The organism is Streptomyces gilvus (assembly GCF_022513565.1).
Classification (GTDB): Bacteria; Actinomycetota; Actinomycetes; order Streptomycetales; family Streptomycetaceae; genus Streptomyces; species Streptomyces gilvus.
This window is the reverse complement of the sequence record NZ_JAKWBE010000027.1, coordinates 1-16,126: the sequence shown is the minus strand read 5'-3', so window position 1 is coordinate 16,126 and position 16,126 is coordinate 1. Positions and strand designations below refer to the sequence as shown.

The window sequence follows — 16,126 nt, the reverse complement described above, 5'->3', positions numbered from 1 at the left end:
ATATCGTCACAAACCCGGCATATTTTCAGCTTGTCGGTTCCAGTTGGGCATCCCGGCGTACGAGGGCCGCGTACCGCCCGTCGTGCTCCAGGAGTTCCTCGTGGGTGCCCCGCTCGGCCACCCGCCCGGAGTCGAGGACCACGATCTGGTCGGCACCCCGGATGGTGGACAGGCGGTGGGCGATGGTGAGCGTGGTGCGGTTGGCCGACAGGGCGTCGATGGCGTCCTGGACGGCCGCCTCGGTACGCGTGTCCAGAGCGCTGGTCGCCTCGTCGAGGATGAGGACCGGCGGATCGCGCAGGATGGTGCGGGCGATGGCCAGGCGCTGCTTCTCACCGCCGGAGAAGCGGTGGCCACGCTCGCCGACGACCGTGTCGTATCCGTCGGGCAGGGACGCGATGTGCTCGTGGATCTGGGCCGCCCTGGCCGCCGCCTCGAGTTCCGCGTCGGTGGCGTCCGGCTTCGCGAAGCGCAGGTTCTCGGCGACCGAGGCATGGAAGAGGTACGTCTCCTGGGAGACGACGCCGACCGCGCGGGCGAGGGTGTCGAAGTCGAGATCGCGGACGTCGACGCCGTCGAGGGTGACACGGCCGCCGGTGACGTCGTACAGGCGCGGGACGAGACAGCCGAGCGTCGACTTTCCGGCGCCGGTCGGACCGACGACGGCGAGGCTGCTGCCGGCCGGGACGGTGACGTCGATGCCGTCGAGGATGGGGCCGCCCTTGTCGTCGTAGCGGAACTCGACGTCCTCGAAGCGGACCTCGCCCTTGATCTGGTCGAGGTGCACCGGGTTCTCGCGCTCGGTGATGTCGATGGGCAGGTCGAGGTACTCGAAGATGCGCTGGAAGAGAGCGAGCGAGGTCTGGATCTGGACACCGGTCGCCAGCAGGCTCACGGCCGGGCGGAACAGGCCCTGCTGCAGCGAGACGAAGGCGACGATCGTGCCGATGGAGACCTTGGGGCCGCCGAGTTGCAGGGCCATGCCCGCGGTCCAGTAGATGATCGCCGGCATGGCGGCCATGACGATGGTGATGACGGCCATCCGCCAGCGTCCCGCCATGTTGGAGCGCACCTCGAGGTCGACCAGGCCCTCGGACTCCTCGGCGAAGGACTTGGTCAGCGAGTCGGAACGGCCCATGGTGCGGCCGAGCAGGATCCCGCTGACGGACAGCGACTCGGTGACGGTCGCGGCCATCGCGGCCATCTGCTTCTGACGCTGGGTGGTGATCTTCTTGCGTTCGTTGCCGACGCGCCGGCTGATCCACACGAACACCGGGAGCAGCAGGAGGGAGACGACGGTCAGCCGCCAGTCGAGGGCGATCATCGCGACGATGGTGGCGACCACGCTGGTCAGGTTGGAGACCAGGGAGGTGGCGGTGGAGGTGACGGTGGCCTGCATGCCGCCGATGTCGTTGGCTATGCGGGACTGGACCTCACCGGTGCGGGTGCGGGTGAAGAACGCCAGCGACATGCGCTGCAGACGGCCGTAGACCGCGGTGCGCAGGTCGTGCATGACGCGCTGGCCGACGGTGGTGGAGATCAGGGTCTGCAGCACACCGAAGACACTGGTCAGGACCGCGCTGACGATCATGCCGAGCGCGAGCAGGCTGAGCAGGCCGGTGCGGCCCTGGGGGATGGCGACGTCCAGGGTCTCCTTGAGGAGGAAGGGCGTGGCCACGGACACCAGGGACGCGGCGCCGACGAGCAGTCCGACGACCGCGAGGCGAGCGCGGTAGGGACGGAAGAGCTTCAGGATGCGGCGCACCTGCCGGGGCTGCTGCTTGGCGTCGGCCGGCGGTGTCCAGCTGGGTTGGCGATCGGGATGCAATGGACTCCTACGGGAGGGGGACGACTGGGACGATGAGATGGCGAAGCCTGGCGGAGCCTAGCTCATTGTTACCTATACTCACAATGAATGTCGTCCTGATATTGTTCCCGTATGACCACGCCCGATCCAGACGGCCTGCTCGCCGAGCAGTTGCTGCGGTTCACCCGCCGTGTGCACCGCATCCAGAAGCGGCACATCGAGCAGTGCGGCCTGGGGGTCACCCCGGCCCAGTCCCGGCTGTTGCGCACGCTGGCGCACTACGGCTCACCCCCGCGCATGGCCGATCTCGCCGAGCGCCTGGAGGTGGTCCCGCGCGCCGTGACCTCCCTGGTCGACGGTCTGGAGGCGAACGGCAAGGTGCGCCGGGTGCCGGATCCGACGAATCGCCGGGTCATCCGGATCGAGCTCACGGACGAGGGCCGCAAGGCGCTGAGCGAGGTACGGGGCGCTCGGCGCGCGGCCGCGGCGGAGATCCTGGCGCCGTTGAGCGAGGAGCAGCGGGAGCTGTTGGGGGGGTTGTTGGACACGTTGGTGGACGGGGGGCCGGAACTCGGGGCGCGCTGCGGGTAGGGGGGTGCCGCTTGATGGGCGGCTGCGGGTGGTTCGTGGCTGGTCGCACGGTTCCCCGCGCCCCTTCGAGGTCGGACCGGTGATCCCACCTTCAGGGACGCGGGGAACTGCGCGAGCGACCCCCACCCGTGTGACGCCTCGCACACGGCTCGATCAGCAGCGCGTACGGTCCTCCGTGAGCACCCCCTGAACGGCCGTCAGGGAACGGTCGTAGCACCCGCGCGACCCGTACAGCCGATACCGCTCGCTCGTCGTGCCGACCGCGTGCCGCTGGTCGCGCGGAACCCCGGTCGTGTACGTGGCGTCCCCGCTGACCGTGTCGTCCAGCCGTGACCAGCCGGTGCGCCGGCCGCCCCGCGTCTCGGTCACCGCGGCACGGTCGCCGAGGGTCAGCACGGTGCGCAGCCGGGCGTCGTCGCCGATCGTGGTCGAGCCGTTCATCGTGTACGTCCGGTGCGTGGCCGTCGTCCGGGCCGGTCCGCGTCCGGCGACGGTGACGGACTCGTCGTCCGTCCAGGTGGCGTCGAGGGCATCGGTGTTCTCGCCGTCGGTCCAGCGGTGCACGGAGGTGTTGGCGAGCGTGCGGCGGACGGTGGTCGCCACCCGGCCGTGCGAGGTGTCGACATATCCGGAGACGGTCAGCGCGTGGCCTGCCACGGTGTCCACGCGCTCCGGTGAACCGGCGGTGTAGGTGGAGGAGTTGGTGAGGGTCCCCGACCGGTTCTCGGTCAGTCCGCCCGTCACCTGTGCCCTCTTGGCGTCCTGCCACACCAGCACCTTGACCGGTGCGCTCCAGCCGCTCTGCCCCTCGGGCACGCCCACGACGGAGACCTCGAGCTTGTGCGGACGGCCGTCGTCGAGAAGGCCCGCGAAGGGGGTGAGGTCGTACTCGATCGGCTTGACGTCGAAGGCGCGGGGGCCCGGAATCACGTACCAGAGGAAGGGGTTGGACCAGCCTCCGGTCCACACGTGGGGGAACGGCGCGGCGATTCCGGCCAGTTGGCCGTCGACCTTGATCTGGACCTCCCGGTAGGGGCCGCCGTCGGCCTGGCAGGAGTACGGCGCCTTGTCGGGCACCGCGAGATACCAGAACTCCTCGCAGCCGCCGCCCGATCCGGTGGCGTAGACCTCGGCGAGGACGCGTTCGCTGTTGCGCGGGGTGGTGAGGGTGTTGCCCGCGCCGAGGGTGAGGACCTTGTCGGGGGTCGCGGCGGCGGTCGGCTTCCCTGCGTAGAAGGTGAGCGTGACCTTGACGTCGATCACGCCGGTGTAGGTGTCGTCGACGACGTTTCCGATGAGCATCTCCACGTCCTGGCTGCTGCGGAAGGTGTCGCTGTACCGCGTGACGTCCTTCTCCACGGACCAGGCGATGCCGTCGGGCGAGGGTTCGGGGGTGGAGGTACGGAGGATCTCGACGCCGCCGACGTGCAGATAGCCGAGCCGGTCGTACTGCCGCCCCTTGACCTTGCCGTCGAGGCGCAGCACGACCTTGCTCCAGCGGTCGCCGCAGCCCGACGGCGGGGTGTAGATGCCCTTGTAGGGGGTGAAGTCCCGGAACTGTGCCTCCGCGAGGGTGACTTGGCAGGACTTGCCGTGCGGCTTCGCCACGGGCGGGGCCGCGGTGACCGGGTCGTGCCAGTCGGTGCCGAACTCGGCGGGTACGTCGGCCGATCGGGCCGGCCCCGCCCCGAGGAGGACACTCGCCAGGAGGGTCGTCCAGGCAAGCATGAACATGACGATCCGTCTCTTCATGGCCGGTGTTCTACGGCGAATCACCCCCTCCTGGCAATGAGGCCTCCGGCAAAAGAGCCGGAGCGCCGCGCGCAGAAAAACCGTTTGCCAGCGACCACGCTGCGAGGCGAACCTGTCACGGTTTGCTGCCGCCGTGAGCGGTTCCCTCCACCCCCCTGACACGAGCCACCGGGACGTCAGTCGTCATGCAGATTCAAGACCTTCCCTATCCCGATCCCGGCGTACCGGACGCGCGTTCGGGACCCCGATTCCTGTGGTGGCTGGCCCGCAATCAGCTGGGCGGACAGCTCAAGTCGCTCGCCTGGGGACTGTTGCACTTCGTGGCGGTCTCCGCGCTGCCGTTCTGTGTGGGCCTCAGTGTGCAGGCCGTGGTGGACCGTTCCGGCACCCGGCTGGCTCTGACGGGCGGGCTGCTGGCGCTGTGCGCTTTCTGCATCGCGCTGGGCGACACCTTCCTGCACCGCACGGCCGTCACCAACTGGATCACCGCCGCGGCCCGGGTGCAGCAACTGCTCGCCCGCAAGGCGGCCGTACTGGGCTCGGCTCTGACCCGGCGCGTGGCGGCCGGCGAGGTCGTGGCCGTCTCCACCGGTGACGTGGAGAAGATCGGCTGGTTCGTGGAGGCCGTGTCCCGGTTCACCGCGGCGGCCCTCACCGTGGTCGTCGTCTGCGTCGCCCTGCTGCTCTACCAGCCGGCGCTCGGCGTGGTCGTCGCCGCGGGCCTGCCGGTGGTGGCGCTGGCCGTGCTGCCACTGCTGCCCCGGGCCACCCGGCGGGCCGACTTCCAGCGCGAGAAGGCCGGCCGCGCCACCGAGCTGGCCTCGGACACGGTCGCCGGGCTGCGCGTGCTGCGCGGCATCGGCGGCGAGGACCTGTTCCTCGACCGCTACCGCCGCGCCTCCCAGGAGGTCCGCCACGCCGCCGTCCGCAGCGCCCGCATGTGGTCCCTGATCGCCGCCGTCCAGACCCTGCTCCCGGGCGTCCTGATGATCGTCGTGGTCTGGTACGGCGTCCATCTGGCCCGGCAGGGGCGCATCACCATCGGCGAACTGGTCACCGTCTACAGCTCGGTGATGGTCCTGAGCTATCCCCTCCAGAACTTCCACGAGATCGCCATGGCGTACTCCTTCTCGCGCCCCTCGGCCAAGCGGGCCGCGCGGGTGCTGTCGCTGGAGCGGGCCACGGACACCGAGGGCGTGCGCGGGGCCGACGTGCCGAGCGGTGATCTGTACGACCCCGCGACCGGTCTGCTGGCCCCCGCCGGCCGGCTGACCGCGGTGGTGTGCGGCGACCCGGACGCGGCGGGCCTGCTCGCCGAACGGCTGGGCGGCCACCCGGCGGAACAGGACACGTCCGTCCTGCTGGGCGGGGTGCCCCTCGACGAGCTGCCGCTGGACACGGCCCGCACGGCCGTCCTCGTCCAGGACAAGGACCCCGTCCTGCTGTCCGGTTCGCTGCGCGAACTGCTCGATGTTCCCGCCTCGGGGAAGGTCAGCGCCCAGGACGCGCTGGCGGCCGCGCAGTGCGGGGACGTGCTGGACGCGCTGGCCCAGGCGTCGCTGGACGCCGAGGACCCCATGGGCACGCGGATCACCGAGCGCGGACGGTCCCTGTCGGGCGGGCAGCGACAACGGCTCGCGCTGGCCCGGTCGCTGATCACCGACCCGGAGGTGCTGGTGCTGGACGAGCCGACCTCGGCCGTCGACTCGCACACCGAGGCACGGATCGCGCAGGGCGTGCGCGGGCTGCGCGAGGGGCGCACGACCGTGGTGTTCACCTCCTCGCCGCTGCTCCTGGACCACGCCGACCGGGTCGTGCTGGTGCACGAGGGCCGGGTCGTGGCGGTCGGCGTCCACCGCGAACTGGTGCACAGCGAGCCCCGCTACCGGGCCGTGGTGACCCGGGAGACCGAGGAAGAGGCCGTGCTGAGCGGCGTACTTAAGGAACTCGAAGAGATCGAGGAGACAGCATGATCGGCGTGGCGCCACCGGCGTACGACCCGGCGGCACCGAAGACGGCGAACACCCTGCCGGTCGGCGCCCCCGCGACCGTACGCGCGTATGTGGCCGAACTGTTCCGCCGCCACCGGCGTGCCTTCCTGGTCCTGATCGGCGTCAACACGGCGTCCGTCATGGCCTCGTTGGTGGGCCCGTGGCTGCTCGGCGACCTCGTGCAGCGGGTGTCGGACGGCGCGCGGGAGCTTCATCTGCCGCTCGTCCTCTCGCTGTTCGCGCTGGCGCTGGCCGTCCAGGCGGTGTTCGTGCGTGAGGTGCGGCTGCGCGGGGCGATGCTCGGCGAGCGGATGCTGGCCGACCTGCGCGAGGACTTCCTCGTCCGGTCGGTCGGACTGCCCCCGGGCGTCCTGGAACGGGCCGGCACCGGCGATCTCCTGTCCCGGATCACGACCGACATCGACCGGCTGGCCAACGCGATGCGCGAGGCCGTACCGCAGCTGGCGATCGGCGTGGTGTGGGTGGTGCTGCTGCTCGGCGGGCTCGTGGTCACGGTGCCGCCGCTGGCACCGGCCGTGCTGGTCGCCGTGCCGCTGCTGGTGGTCGGCTGCCGCTGGTACTACAAGCGGGCACCGTCCGCCTACCGCTCCGAGGCGGCGGGATACGCCGCCGTGGCCGCCGCCCTCGCCGAGACCGTGGACGCCGGACGCACGGTCGAGGCCCACCGCCTCGGCGACCGCCGGATCGAGCTGTCGGAGCGCCGGGTCAGGGAGTGGACGGCCTGGGAGCGCTACACGCTGTGGCTGCGCTCGGTCCTCTTCCCGGTCATCACCCTCACCCACGCCACCGTGCTCGCCTCGGTGCTCATGATCGGCGGCGTGTTCGTGCTCCGGGGCTGGATCGGGGTCGGCCAGCTGACGACGGGCGCCCTGATCGCCCAGATGCTCGTGGACCCCGTCAACCTCATCCTGCGCTGGTACGACGAGCTGCAGGTGGCCCAGGTGTCGCTGGCCCGGCTGGTGGGTGTGCGGGACATCGAACCGGGCGCCGGGGAGGAGTCCCTGGCACCGGACGGACGGGACGTGCGCGCCGAGCGGGTGCGCTTCGGCTACCGCGAGGGCGTGGACGTGCTGCGCCAGGTCTCCCTGGAGGTCGCCCCGGGCACCCGGCTGGCGCTGGTCGGTCCCTCGGGCGCGGGCAAGTCCACCCTGGGCCGGCTGCTCGCCGGGATCTACGCGCCCGGGGACGGCCGCATCACCCTCGGCGGCGCGGAACTGTCCCGCATGCCCGCCGAACGCGTCCGCTCCCATGTGGCCCTGGTCAACCAGGAGCACCACGTCTTCGTGGGCTCCCTGCGCGACAACCTGCTGCTCGCACGGACCGACGCGGTGGACGCCGAGCTGTGGGCGGCCCTCGGGGCGGTCGACGCCGACGGCTGGGCACGGGCCCTGGACGACGGCCTGGACACCGAGGTCGGCTCGGGCGGGACCGCGCTCACCCCGGCCCAGGCCCAGCAGATCGCGCTGGCCCGGCTGGTACTGGCCGACCCGCACACGCTGGTCCTGGACGAGGCGACCTCGCTGCTGGACCCGCGCGCGGCACGTCACCTCGAACGCTCCCTCGCCCGGGTCCTCGACGGCCGCACCGTCGTCGCCATCGCCCACCGCCTGCACACCGCCCACGACGCCGACGTCATCGCCGTCGTGGAGAACGGCCGCATCAGCGAACTGGGCAGCCACGACGAGCTGGTCGCCGCCGAGGGCGCGTACGCGGCCCTGTGGCGCTCTTGGCACGGGTGAGCCGGGGGCGCGGGGCGGGTCGGCCGTGCGGCGCGGGGGTGAACCAGGGGGCGCGGGGCCTGGCGGACCGTGCAGCGCGGGGGTGAACCAGGACATGCGCCACCTCGTCGGCCCGTGCACGGGCGCGAGCCGGGAGGCGCCGCACCGGGTGGGCCGTGCGGCGCAGGGTGAGCCAGCACATGCGGCACCTCGTCGGCCCACGCACGGGCGCGAGCCGGGAGGCGCCGCACCCGTCGGCCTGTGCGCCCATGGGAGTCGGGAGGCGCAGGACCGGGCGAGCCAGGCGCACCGGCGAGCCGGAAAGCCCGGGACCGAGAGGACCCGTAGGCGAACCGGCGAGCCGGAAGGCCCGAGACCGAGCGGGCCCGTGGGCGAAAGGTGAGTCGCGCCCGTCGGCACAGGCCCGACGGCCACCGGCGCGGTGGCGTTACCCGCTACCCGTCACCCGTCACCGAGGTGACGGCGCCCCTCGGACCGACACCACGTCTCCGGCGGGACACACGAAGGCCGAGTGGGGCCCACGGCCCTTCCGCACGGTCCCCCGGCGCCTCCTCGCCCCGTGCCGTTGCGCGGTGGCGAACCGGGGTGGAAGGCTGGATATCGGCACCGGCTCGGGGAGTGCCCGGGGACCGTGGACGCGTCCCCGGCACAGCCTGTGCTCCGCGCCCGGCGGCGACGCCCGGCGCGGTGAGGGCCGGTCCCCAGCACCTGGAGGTACCCGTGAACAGCGCCGACGGATGGGGAGACGACGTCTACCAGCCCGACGGAGACGACCAGCGTGAGGACACGGGGCTGCTCGACTCCGAGGACACCCTGGAGTACGACGGTGTGGGCGACCCCCTCGACCGCGGCTGGTCCCCTCCGGAGCGGCCCTGGGCCGTGGAGCACCTCGGTGTGACGGCCGCCGAACGGCGGGGCGGGGAGACGCTGGACCAGCGGCTCGCCGAGGAACTGCCCGACCTCGGTGACGGCGAGGGCGACGGCGACGGTCTCGGCGACTGCGACGGCACCGACGGGGAACTCCTGGACAACGAGGTCGGCGCCGTCCGCTCCGGCCGGCTCGTGGCCCCCGACGAGGGCGCGCACGAGGACGAGGAGAGCGCGCTGGTCGCCACCGACGTGGGCATCGACGGCGCGGCGGCCTCCGCCGAGGAAGCCGCCATGCACATCGTCGACGAGGACGCGCTGTCCGGCTGATCCACCTCTACCGCGCACGGCAAGGAGCAGGCATGCAGCAGGACAAGCACCCCGACTACCACCCCGTCGTCTTCCGCGACCGCGCCGCCGGCTACGCCTTCCTCACCCGGTCCACCGCGAGCAGCGACCAGACCATCGAGTGGGACGACGGCGAGACCTACCCGGTGGTGGACGTGGAGATCTCCTCGGAGAGCCACCCCTTCTACACCGGCAAGGCCCGCACCGTGGACTCGGAGGGCCGCATCGCCCAGTTCGAACGCCGCTACGGTTCGGGCGCGGGGCAGGGGGCCTGAGCGGGGGGAGCCTCCGGGAAACTCTTGGCGTTCGCCGGTCACATCCGTCCCTCGGGATCCGTCAGTCCAACGCAAGCATCCCGAGGACGACGGAAGGAAACGCCATGACCGCCCGGTCGCGCCTGTCCAACCCGCTCAAGCTGGTCCCCGAGTTCGGTCCCGTCAACGGCGCCCTGTTCAAGGCCACCGGCAACGGCTCCGTGCCGCAGACCACCATCAGCCTCCTGCAACTGCGCGCCGGCCAGCTGGTCGGGAACACCTATCTGACCACCCTGCACACCGGCAATCTGCGCGAGGCCGGCGAGTCCGACGAGCGGATCATGGGCGTGGCGACCTGGAAGGACGCGCCCTGCTTCTCCGACGCCGAACGGGTCGCCCTCGCCCTGGTCGAGGCGGTGCTCACCCCCAACCCGCACGGCGAGCGCGTCTCCGACGAGCTGTACGCGCGGGCCGCCGAGCACTACGAGGAGAAGGCCCTGGCCACCCTGATCATCGCCATCTGCCAGGTCTTCTTCTACATCCCGCTCGCCGTGATCGGCCGCCCGCTGCCCGGGGTGTCCCCGGCCCAGCAGTGGAGGGACTGACCCGGCCGGCCGGGGTGGGGGCCGGCTCTCGGGGCCCGCTCAGATGAAGTTCAGCGCCGCCGCGCAGCCCACCCCGCCCAACAGCATGAACGCCGGCATCAGCACCTTCAGCTCGACCCAGCTGCCCGCCCGGAACCGCATGACCTTGGGCGGGCCCACGGGATACCAGCGCCTGCGGCCCAGCGGTATCGGCCACAGGATCGGGCAGCCGGAGACGGTGAGCGCGTCGCCGATGTCGTGGACTATCGCCCCGAGCACGATCGGCAGCCCCAGCCACAGGTACTGCTGGCCCGGCTGCGTGAACAGCCAGTCCGAGCCGTTGCCCGGCTTGTCCAGTATCCCGGCGAGGATCCAGGCGCTGGTCGCCGCCAGCAGCCAGACCAGGACATCGCTGCTGGAACCGCGGGCCGCCCGCCACAGCAGGCCCTCGATGGCCAGCACCATGTGGACGAAGAGGATGGCGAGGACCGCCCAACGGCCACCCGTCACGGCAGCGGCCGCCGAACCCGCACCGATCAGGACCGCCCACAGCCAGGTGTGGGTGAGCGTGCGGTGGCCGCCGGACCGGCGCGGGTCGCCCTGCTTCCTCGTCGCCTTGTAGACGGCATAGGAGAGCTTGTCGACGATCTCGCACAGCCCGCGTGAGAGCGGCCCGAACGCCCTGGAGATGGTGGCCGCCTTGTGGTCGAGGTCCGGGGCGAGGGCCGCTCCGGCGCAGATCAGGGCACCGACCAGGAGGACCGGCCAGGGCATCGGGTGTCCCGCCGCGGCGGCCGCGGCACCGACGCCGAGCCAGGCCGCGGCGCCCGACAGTGAGTGTGCTGGTCCCATCATGGCCGTTCCCCGCCCCATTCCTCGTGTGCCGCTGTCCAGTTGACCGGGTGCGCTGACGCTCCGTCGGTGACACAGCGTACTGGTCGTGATCTTCGACCTCGCATCCGATTCCCCTATGAAGGAGGACGCCAGGCAAGATGGGTCCGTGACACTCATCGATCAGCTTCCTTCGACCGCCGACCCCGACGCCCTCTACGAAGCCTTCGACTCGTGGGCCCAGGAGCGCGGTCTGACGCTCTACCCCCACCAGGAGGAGGCGCTGATCGAGGTGGTCTCCGGCGCGAACGTGATCGTGTCGACGCCCACCGGCTCCGGCAAGAGCATGATCGCGGCGGGTGCCCACTTCGCCGCGCTGGCCCGGGACGAGGTCACCTTCTACACGGCGCCGATCAAGGCGCTGGTCTCGGAGAAGTTCTTCGAGCTGTGCAAGCTGTTCGGCACCGAGAACGTGGGCATGCTGACCGGCGACGCCTCCGTCAACGCCGACGCTCCCGTGATCTGCTGCACCGCCGAGGTGCTGGCGTCGATCGCGCTGCGCGACGGCAAGGACGCGGACGTCGGCCAGGTCGTCATGGACGAGTTCCACTTCTACGCGGAGGGCGACCGCGGCTGGGCCTGGCAGATCCCGATCCTGGAACTCCCGCAGGCGCAGTTCATCCTGATGTCGGCGACGCTCGGCGACGTGTCCTTCTTCGAGCAGGACCTCACGCGCCGCACCGGCCGCCCCACGTCGGTGGTCCGCTCGGCCACCCGCCCGGTGCCCCTCTCCTACGAGTACCGGCTCACCCCGCTCACCGAGACCCTCACCGACCTGCTGGAGACCCGGCAGGCACCGGTCTACATCGTGCACTTCACGCAGGCCCAGGCCGTGGAGCGGGCGCAGGCGCTGATGAGCATCAACATGTGCTCGAAGGAGGAGAAGGAGCAGATCGCCGAGCTGATCGGCAACTTCCGCTTCACCACCAAGTTCGGCCGCAACCTCTCCCGCTACGTCCGGCACGGCATCGGCGTCCACCACGCCGGCATGCTGCCCAAGTACCGGCGACTGGTGGAGAAGCTCGCCCAGGCCGGCCTGCTGAAGGTCATCTGCGGTACGGACACCCTCGGCGTCGGCGTCAACGTCCCCATCCGCACCGTGCTGTTCACGGCGCTGACCAAGTACGACGGCAACCGGGTGCGCACGCTGCGGGCGCGTGAGTTCCACCAGATCGCGGGCCGGGCCGGGCGGGCCGGCTTCGACACTGCGGGCTTCGTCGTCGCGCAGGCGCCCGAGCACGTCATCGAGAACGAGAAGGCACTCGCGAAGGCGGGCGACGACCCGAAGAAGCGTCGCAAGGTCGTGCGCAAGAAGGCGCCGGAGGGCTTCGTCGGGTGGACGGAGAACACCTTCGAGAAGCTCATCGCCTCCGAGCCGGAGCCGCTGACCTCCCGGTTCCGGGTGACGCACACGATGCTGCTGTCGGTGATCGCCCGCCCGGGCAACGCCTTCGAGGCGATGCGGCATCTGCTGGAGGACAACCACGAGCCGCGCAAGCAGCAGCTGCGGCACATCCGCCGGGCCATCGCGATCTACCGCTCGCTGCTGGACGGCGGCATCGTCGAGAAGCTCGACACGCCGGACGCCAGCGGCCGCATCGTCCGTCTCACAGTGGACCTGCAGCAGGACTTCGCGCTCAACCAGCCGCTGTCCACCTTCGCGCTGGCCGCGTTCGAGCTCCTCGACCCCGAGTCGCCGTCCTACGCCCTGGACATGGTCTCCGTCGTCGAGTCGACGCTGGACGACCCCCGGCAGATCCTCGTCGCCCAGCTGAACAAGGCGAAGGGCGAAGCCGTGGCCGCAATGAAGGCGGACGGCGTCGAGTACGAGGAGCGCATGGAGCGGCTCCAGGACATCAGCTACCCCAAGCCCCTGGAGGAACTGCTCTTCCACGCGTACAACACCTACCGCAAGAGCCATCCGTGGGTCGGCGACCATCCGCTGTCGCCGAAGTCCGTCATCCGCGACATGTACGAACGGGCGCTGTCCTTCACGGAGTTGGTGTCCTTCTACGAACTGGCCCGCACCGAGGGCATCGTGCTGCGCTACCTCGCCAGCGCCTACAAGACCCTCGACCACAACATCCCCGACGACCTGAAGTCCGAGGACCTGCAGGACCTCATCGAGTGGCTCGGCGAGATGGTCCGCCAGGTCGACTCCAGCCTGCTGGACGAGTGGGAGCAGCTGGCGAACCCGGAGGAGATGACCGCCGAGGAGGCCCAGGAGAAGGCGGACGAGGTCAAGCCCGTCACCGCCAACGCGCGCGCCTTCCGTGTCCTGGTCCGCAACGCCCTGTTCCGCAGGGTCGAGCTCGCCGCCCTGGACCAGGTGGAGGAGCTGGGCGAGTTGGACGCCGACTCCGGCTGGGACGCTGAGGCGTGGGGCGAGGCGATGGACAAGTACTGGGACGAGTACGACGACCTCGGCACCGGCCCCGACGCCCGCGGCCCCAAGCTGCTGGTCATCCAGGAGGAGCCGCGGAACGGTCTCTGGCGGGTCCGGCAGATCTTCGACGATCCGAACGACGACCACGACTGGGGCATCAGCGCGGAGATCGACCTCGCGGCCTCCGACGCGGAGGGACGTGCGGTCGTCCGTGTCACCGACGTCGGACAGCTGTGAGCCAAGGAGCGACGCACCCATGACGAACCCGGCCGAGAGACTGGTCGACCTGCTCGACCTGGAGCAGATCGAGGTCAACATCTTCCGTGGCCTGAGCCCCCACGAGTCCCTGCAGCGGGTCTTCGGCGGCCAGGTGGCGGGCCAGGCGCTGGTCGCCGCCGCTCGCACCACGGAGGGCGACCGCCCCGTGCACTCGCTGCACGCGTACTTCCTGCGCCCGGGCCGGCCGGGCGTGCCGATCGTGTACCAGGTCGAGCGGGTCCGCGACGGCAGGTCGTTCACCACGCGCCGGGTCACCGCCGTGCAGCAGGGCCGCACGATCTTCAATCTCACCGCCTCCTTTCACAAGCCTGAGGAAGGTCCCTTCGAGCACCAGCTGCCGCCGACCCGCAAGGTCCCGGACCCGGAGTCCCTGCCGACGGTCACGCAGGAGATCCAGGAGCATCACGGCGCGCTGCCCGAGCAGTTGCAGCGCATGGCGCGCAGTCAGCCCTTCGACATCCGCTACGTGGACCGCCTGCGCTGGACCCCGGAGGAGATCAAGGACGCCGAGCCGCGCAGCGCCGTGTGGATGCGCGCGGTCGGACCGCTGGGCGACGATCCGGTCGTGCACACCTGCGCGCTGACCTACGCCAGCGACATGACCCTGCTGGACGCCGTGCGCATCCCGGTCCAGCCCCTGTGGGGTCCGCGCAGCTTCGACATCGCGTCGCTGGACCACGCCATGTGGTTCCACCGGCCGTTCCGCGCGGACGAGTGGTTCCTGTACGACCAGGAGTCGCCGGTCATGACGGGCGGCCGTGGCCTGGCCCGTGGGCGGATCTACGACGTGGAGGGACGCCTGCTGGTGTCCGTGGTCCAGGAGGGTCTGTTCCGTCCGTTGTAGGTCAGGGGTTTCTGCGGCGCAGCCAGCCGAGCAGCCCCCGGGAGCGGTCGCCTGCGTCGACGGCGGGCGGGGCCGGCTGCGCCGCCGGTGGTACCGGGTGCATCCGTTCCTCCCGCGCCCGGGGCGCGGGCTGCTTCGGTTCCTCGGCCGACGCGGGGGCCGGCCTCGGCTCTTCCGCAACCGTCCGCGCCTGCCGCGGCCGTGGCGCCGGGTGCTGTGCGCGGGCGATGTCCAGGGCGTGCGCGAGGTCGGCGCGGAACCAGCTGATCTCGTCCGGTTCGTCGGCCTTCAGGATCCGCTCGGCGAGCTGTGCGGCGGGAGAGCCGGGGGCGCCGTAGGACAGGGGCTTGGGCAGGAACCGGCTCAGGTGGGCGTGCTCGTACGGGTCCTTGACGATGTCCGCGACCTGGAGGGGGTCGAGCATCGAGGCGACGGCCGCTGCCCTGGCCCAGGGGTGGCCCGCGGCCTGCCGGGTCAGGAACCCGAGCCGGCGACCGCGCCAGTTGCGCCGCCGCGCGTCCATGCCCTCCTCCAGCTTCTGGCGCAGATCGGCCGGCGTACGGCCGCTCAGGAGGGGCTTGTTGTCGTCGTCGGCCGCGAACTGCCGTAGCTCCTCGGCCAGATAGAGCCAGACCACGGCCCGATAGCGGTTGAGGTAAAAGCGCACCGGCACGATCATGCCCAGCCGGGCGAGGCGGGTGAACCTGCCGGAGGAGACCTCCAGCAGAGCCGCGCCCGCCGTGGTGCCGACGACGTCGACGCGTTGCAGCAGTGTCCCGGGAAAACCGTCCCCGGCGCGCAGCCGGTCGATCTCGGCGCGGGTGACGCGCCGTCCGCCCCCGCCCTCGTCGGGGACGGTACGGACGAGTCCGAGATCGGCCGCGAGGTCGAACTCGCCTCGCTTCAGCCCCAGTTCCCGTGCGGCGCGGCTGGGCGTGTACGCCTGGGCGGTCGATGGTGTGACGATGTTGCCCGACATGATCTCTCCCCCGTGGAGTAGGTGGCCGCCGCCGTTCGTGCGGCCTCGGAAAAACCGTAGCCGCCGGGGCGGATCTCGTGGCGGGCCTGTGGATAACTCCACGGGTGAGGGAGAATCAGCAGGTCAGGCGTCTGGGAACGGGGACCGGTCGGGCTGTCGGGCCTCCACGTCGAGGTGCTCGCCGACGCGGTTGACGAGCAGGGTCATCTCGTAAGCGATCTGCCCGATGTCGGCCTCCGCGGCGCTGAGCACGCACAGACAGCTGCCGGTGCCGGCTGCGGTGACGAACAGCACCGCGTCGTCGAACTCGACCATCGTCTGGCGTACTCTGCCCGCGCCGAAGTGGCGTCCCGAGCCCTTGGCCAGGCTGTGCAGCCCGGACGAGACGGCGGCCAGATGCTCGGCGTCCTCGCGCCGCAGTCCCGTGCTCGCTCCCGTCACCAGCCCGTCGTTGGACAGGACCAGCGCGTGACGCACATGTTCGACGCGCTCGGTCAGGTCGTCCAGCAGCCAGCCAAGTGTCTGGTTCTGCGCCATGTTCCGGATCTCCCCGTGTGACGACTCCCCCTGGCCGGAGGAACTCCCCGCCACCCTTCCCCACGATCGCGCCCGCGGGCAAGGAGGATAGGGGCATGGCACAGAAGTTGACTTCCTCCCCCGCCTAAGGGCGGGGGATTCCCACCCTCGCAGGTGAGGCTTCCTGCTTCACCGACGACCGCCCCGTCCGGGAGGACTCCCGTTGAGGTCTTACACCGTCTCCACAGGCAGACACGGCCAGCCCGGCCGCCAGAAT

At 71.1% G+C, this 16,126-nt stretch carries 13 protein-coding genes and 1 pseudogene; 8 read left to right on the top strand and 6 right to left on the bottom strand.

The genetic code is table 11. The features are described 5' to 3' along the window. Window positions 1-25: 25 nt before the first annotated feature. Window positions 26-1,828: an ABC transporter ATP-binding protein gene (locus MKW14_RS31420; RefSeq protein WP_240868352.1), complete on the bottom strand. Its 1,803-nt coding sequence runs from the start codon at window positions 1,826-1,828 to the stop codon at window positions 26-28. A 111-nt stretch (window positions 1,829-1,939) separates the two neighbouring features. Here MKW14_RS31420 and MKW14_RS31415 point away from each other — a divergent pair, with 111 nt between their 5' ends. After that, window positions 1,940-2,398, top strand: a complete 459-nt coding sequence (locus tag MKW14_RS31415) for a MarR family winged helix-turn-helix transcriptional regulator (protein WP_240868350.1) — start codon at window positions 1,940-1,942, stop codon at window positions 2,396-2,398. Between the two features lie 153 nt (window positions 2,399-2,551). Here the strand turns inward: MKW14_RS31415 and MKW14_RS31410 are convergent, their stop codons facing one another. After that, window positions 2,552-4,150, bottom strand: a complete 1,599-nt coding sequence (locus MKW14_RS31410) for a peptide-N4-asparagine amidase (protein ID WP_240868348.1) — start codon at window positions 4,148-4,150, stop codon at window positions 2,552-2,554. A gap of 185 nt (window positions 4,151-4,335) precedes the next feature. Here MKW14_RS31410 and MKW14_RS31405 point away from each other — a divergent pair, with 185 nt between their 5' ends. The 5 genes from MKW14_RS31405 (at window position 4,336) to MKW14_RS31385 (ending at window position 9,975) form a co-directional block, all read left to right on the top strand. After that, window positions 4,336-6,123, top strand: coding sequence for an ABC transporter transmembrane domain-containing protein (locus MKW14_RS31405; RefSeq protein ID WP_240868346.1), 1,788 nt, complete (start codon window positions 4,336-4,338; stop codon window positions 6,121-6,123). Beyond that, window positions 6,120-7,901 (top strand): ABC transporter ATP-binding protein, encoded by a 1,782-nt coding sequence (locus MKW14_RS31400; RefSeq protein WP_240868344.1) that lies wholly within the window; start codon window positions 6,120-6,122, stop codon window positions 7,899-7,901. Before MKW14_RS31405 ends, MKW14_RS31400 begins: the two co-directional genes overlap by 4 nt. A 720-nt stretch (window positions 7,902-8,621) precedes the next feature. Continuing rightward, window positions 8,622-9,098 (top strand): DUF5709 domain-containing protein, encoded by a 477-nt coding sequence (locus tag MKW14_RS31395; RefSeq protein WP_240868341.1) that lies wholly within the window; start codon window positions 8,622-8,624, stop codon window positions 9,096-9,098. A 32-nt stretch (window positions 9,099-9,130) separates the two neighbouring features. Beyond that, window positions 9,131-9,391, top strand: a complete 261-nt coding sequence (locus tag MKW14_RS31390) for a type B 50S ribosomal protein L31 (RefSeq protein ID WP_240868338.1) — start codon at window positions 9,131-9,133, stop codon at window positions 9,389-9,391. A gap of 104 nt (window positions 9,392-9,495) precedes the next feature. After that, the gene (locus MKW14_RS31385; RefSeq protein WP_240868336.1) at window positions 9,496-9,975 is read left to right on the top strand and encodes a carboxymuconolactone decarboxylase family protein; all 480 of its coding nucleotides are present in this window, start codon (window positions 9,496-9,498) and stop codon (window positions 9,973-9,975) included. A 39-nt stretch (window positions 9,976-10,014) separates the two neighbouring features. Here MKW14_RS31385 and MKW14_RS31380 read toward each other — a convergent pair whose 3' ends face one another. After that, a complete protein-coding gene (locus MKW14_RS31380) occupies window positions 10,015-10,809 on the bottom strand; it encodes a metal-dependent hydrolase (protein WP_240868334.1) in 795 nt (264 codons plus the stop codon). Window positions 10,810-10,954: 145 nt separating this feature from the next. On the opposite strand from MKW14_RS31380, the gene MKW14_RS31375 reads away from it, so the two are divergent. Both MKW14_RS31375 and MKW14_RS31370 read left to right on the top strand, forming a co-directional pair. Continuing rightward, the gene (locus MKW14_RS31375; protein ID WP_240868332.1) at window positions 10,955-13,468 is read left to right on the top strand and encodes a DEAD/DEAH box helicase; all 2,514 of its coding nucleotides are present in this window, start codon (window positions 10,955-10,957) and stop codon (window positions 13,466-13,468) included. Between the two features lie 19 nt (window positions 13,469-13,487). Further along, on the top strand, window positions 13,488-14,354 hold the full coding sequence (locus MKW14_RS31370; RefSeq protein WP_240868330.1) for an acyl-CoA thioesterase: 867 nt from the start codon (window positions 13,488-13,490) through the stop codon (window positions 14,352-14,354). A 1-nt stretch (window position 14,355) separates the two neighbouring features. Here the strand turns inward: MKW14_RS31370 and MKW14_RS31365 are convergent, their stop codons facing one another. The 3 genes and pseudogenes from MKW14_RS31365 to MKW14_RS31355 all read right to left on the bottom strand — a co-directional run. Continuing rightward, window positions 14,356-15,333, bottom strand: coding sequence for a DUF6397 family protein (locus MKW14_RS31365; RefSeq protein WP_240868327.1), 978 nt, complete (start codon window positions 15,331-15,333; stop codon window positions 14,356-14,358). 123 nt (window positions 15,334-15,456) lie between these two features. Further along, entirely contained in the window at window positions 15,457-15,870 is a 414-nt protein-coding gene (locus MKW14_RS31360) for a roadblock/LC7 domain-containing protein (protein WP_133046906.1), read from the bottom strand. Between the two features lie 124 nt (window positions 15,871-15,994). Then, a pseudogene (locus tag MKW14_RS31355) lies at window positions 15,995-16,126 on the bottom strand (RNA-guided endonuclease TnpB family protein); the annotation flags it as partial.

Bases quoted from the DNA above. Each gene is read 5' to 3' on its own strand.
- MKW14_RS31385 (WP_240868336.1), top strand. From the start codon at position 9,496: ATGACCGCCCGGTCGCGCCTGTCCAACCCGCTCAAGCTGGTCCCCGAG.
- MKW14_RS31410 (WP_240868348.1), bottom strand. From the start codon at position 4,150: ATGAAGAGACGGATCGTCATGTTCATGCTTGCCTGGACGACCCTCCTG.
- MKW14_RS31380 (WP_240868334.1), bottom strand. From the start codon at position 10,809: ATGATGGGACCAGCACACTCACTGTCGGGCGCCGCGGCCTGGCTCGGC.
- MKW14_RS31405 (WP_240868346.1), top strand. From the start codon at position 4,336: ATGCAGATTCAAGACCTTCCCTATCCCGATCCCGGCGTACCGGACGCG.
- MKW14_RS31400 (WP_240868344.1), top strand. From the start codon at position 6,120: ATGATCGGCGTGGCGCCACCGGCGTACGACCCGGCGGCACCGAAGACG.
- MKW14_RS31370 (WP_240868330.1), top strand. From the start codon at position 13,488: ATGACGAACCCGGCCGAGAGACTGGTCGACCTGCTCGACCTGGAGCAG.
- MKW14_RS31360 (WP_133046906.1), bottom strand. From the start codon at position 15,870: ATGGCGCAGAACCAGACACTTGGCTGGCTGCTGGACGACCTGACCGAG.
- MKW14_RS31415 (WP_240868350.1), top strand. From the start codon at position 1,940: ATGACCACGCCCGATCCAGACGGCCTGCTCGCCGAGCAGTTGCTGCGG.
- MKW14_RS31390 (WP_240868338.1), top strand. From the start codon at position 9,131: ATGCAGCAGGACAAGCACCCCGACTACCACCCCGTCGTCTTCCGCGAC.
- MKW14_RS31365 (WP_240868327.1), bottom strand. From the start codon at position 15,333: ATGTCGGGCAACATCGTCACACCATCGACCGCCCAGGCGTACACGCCC.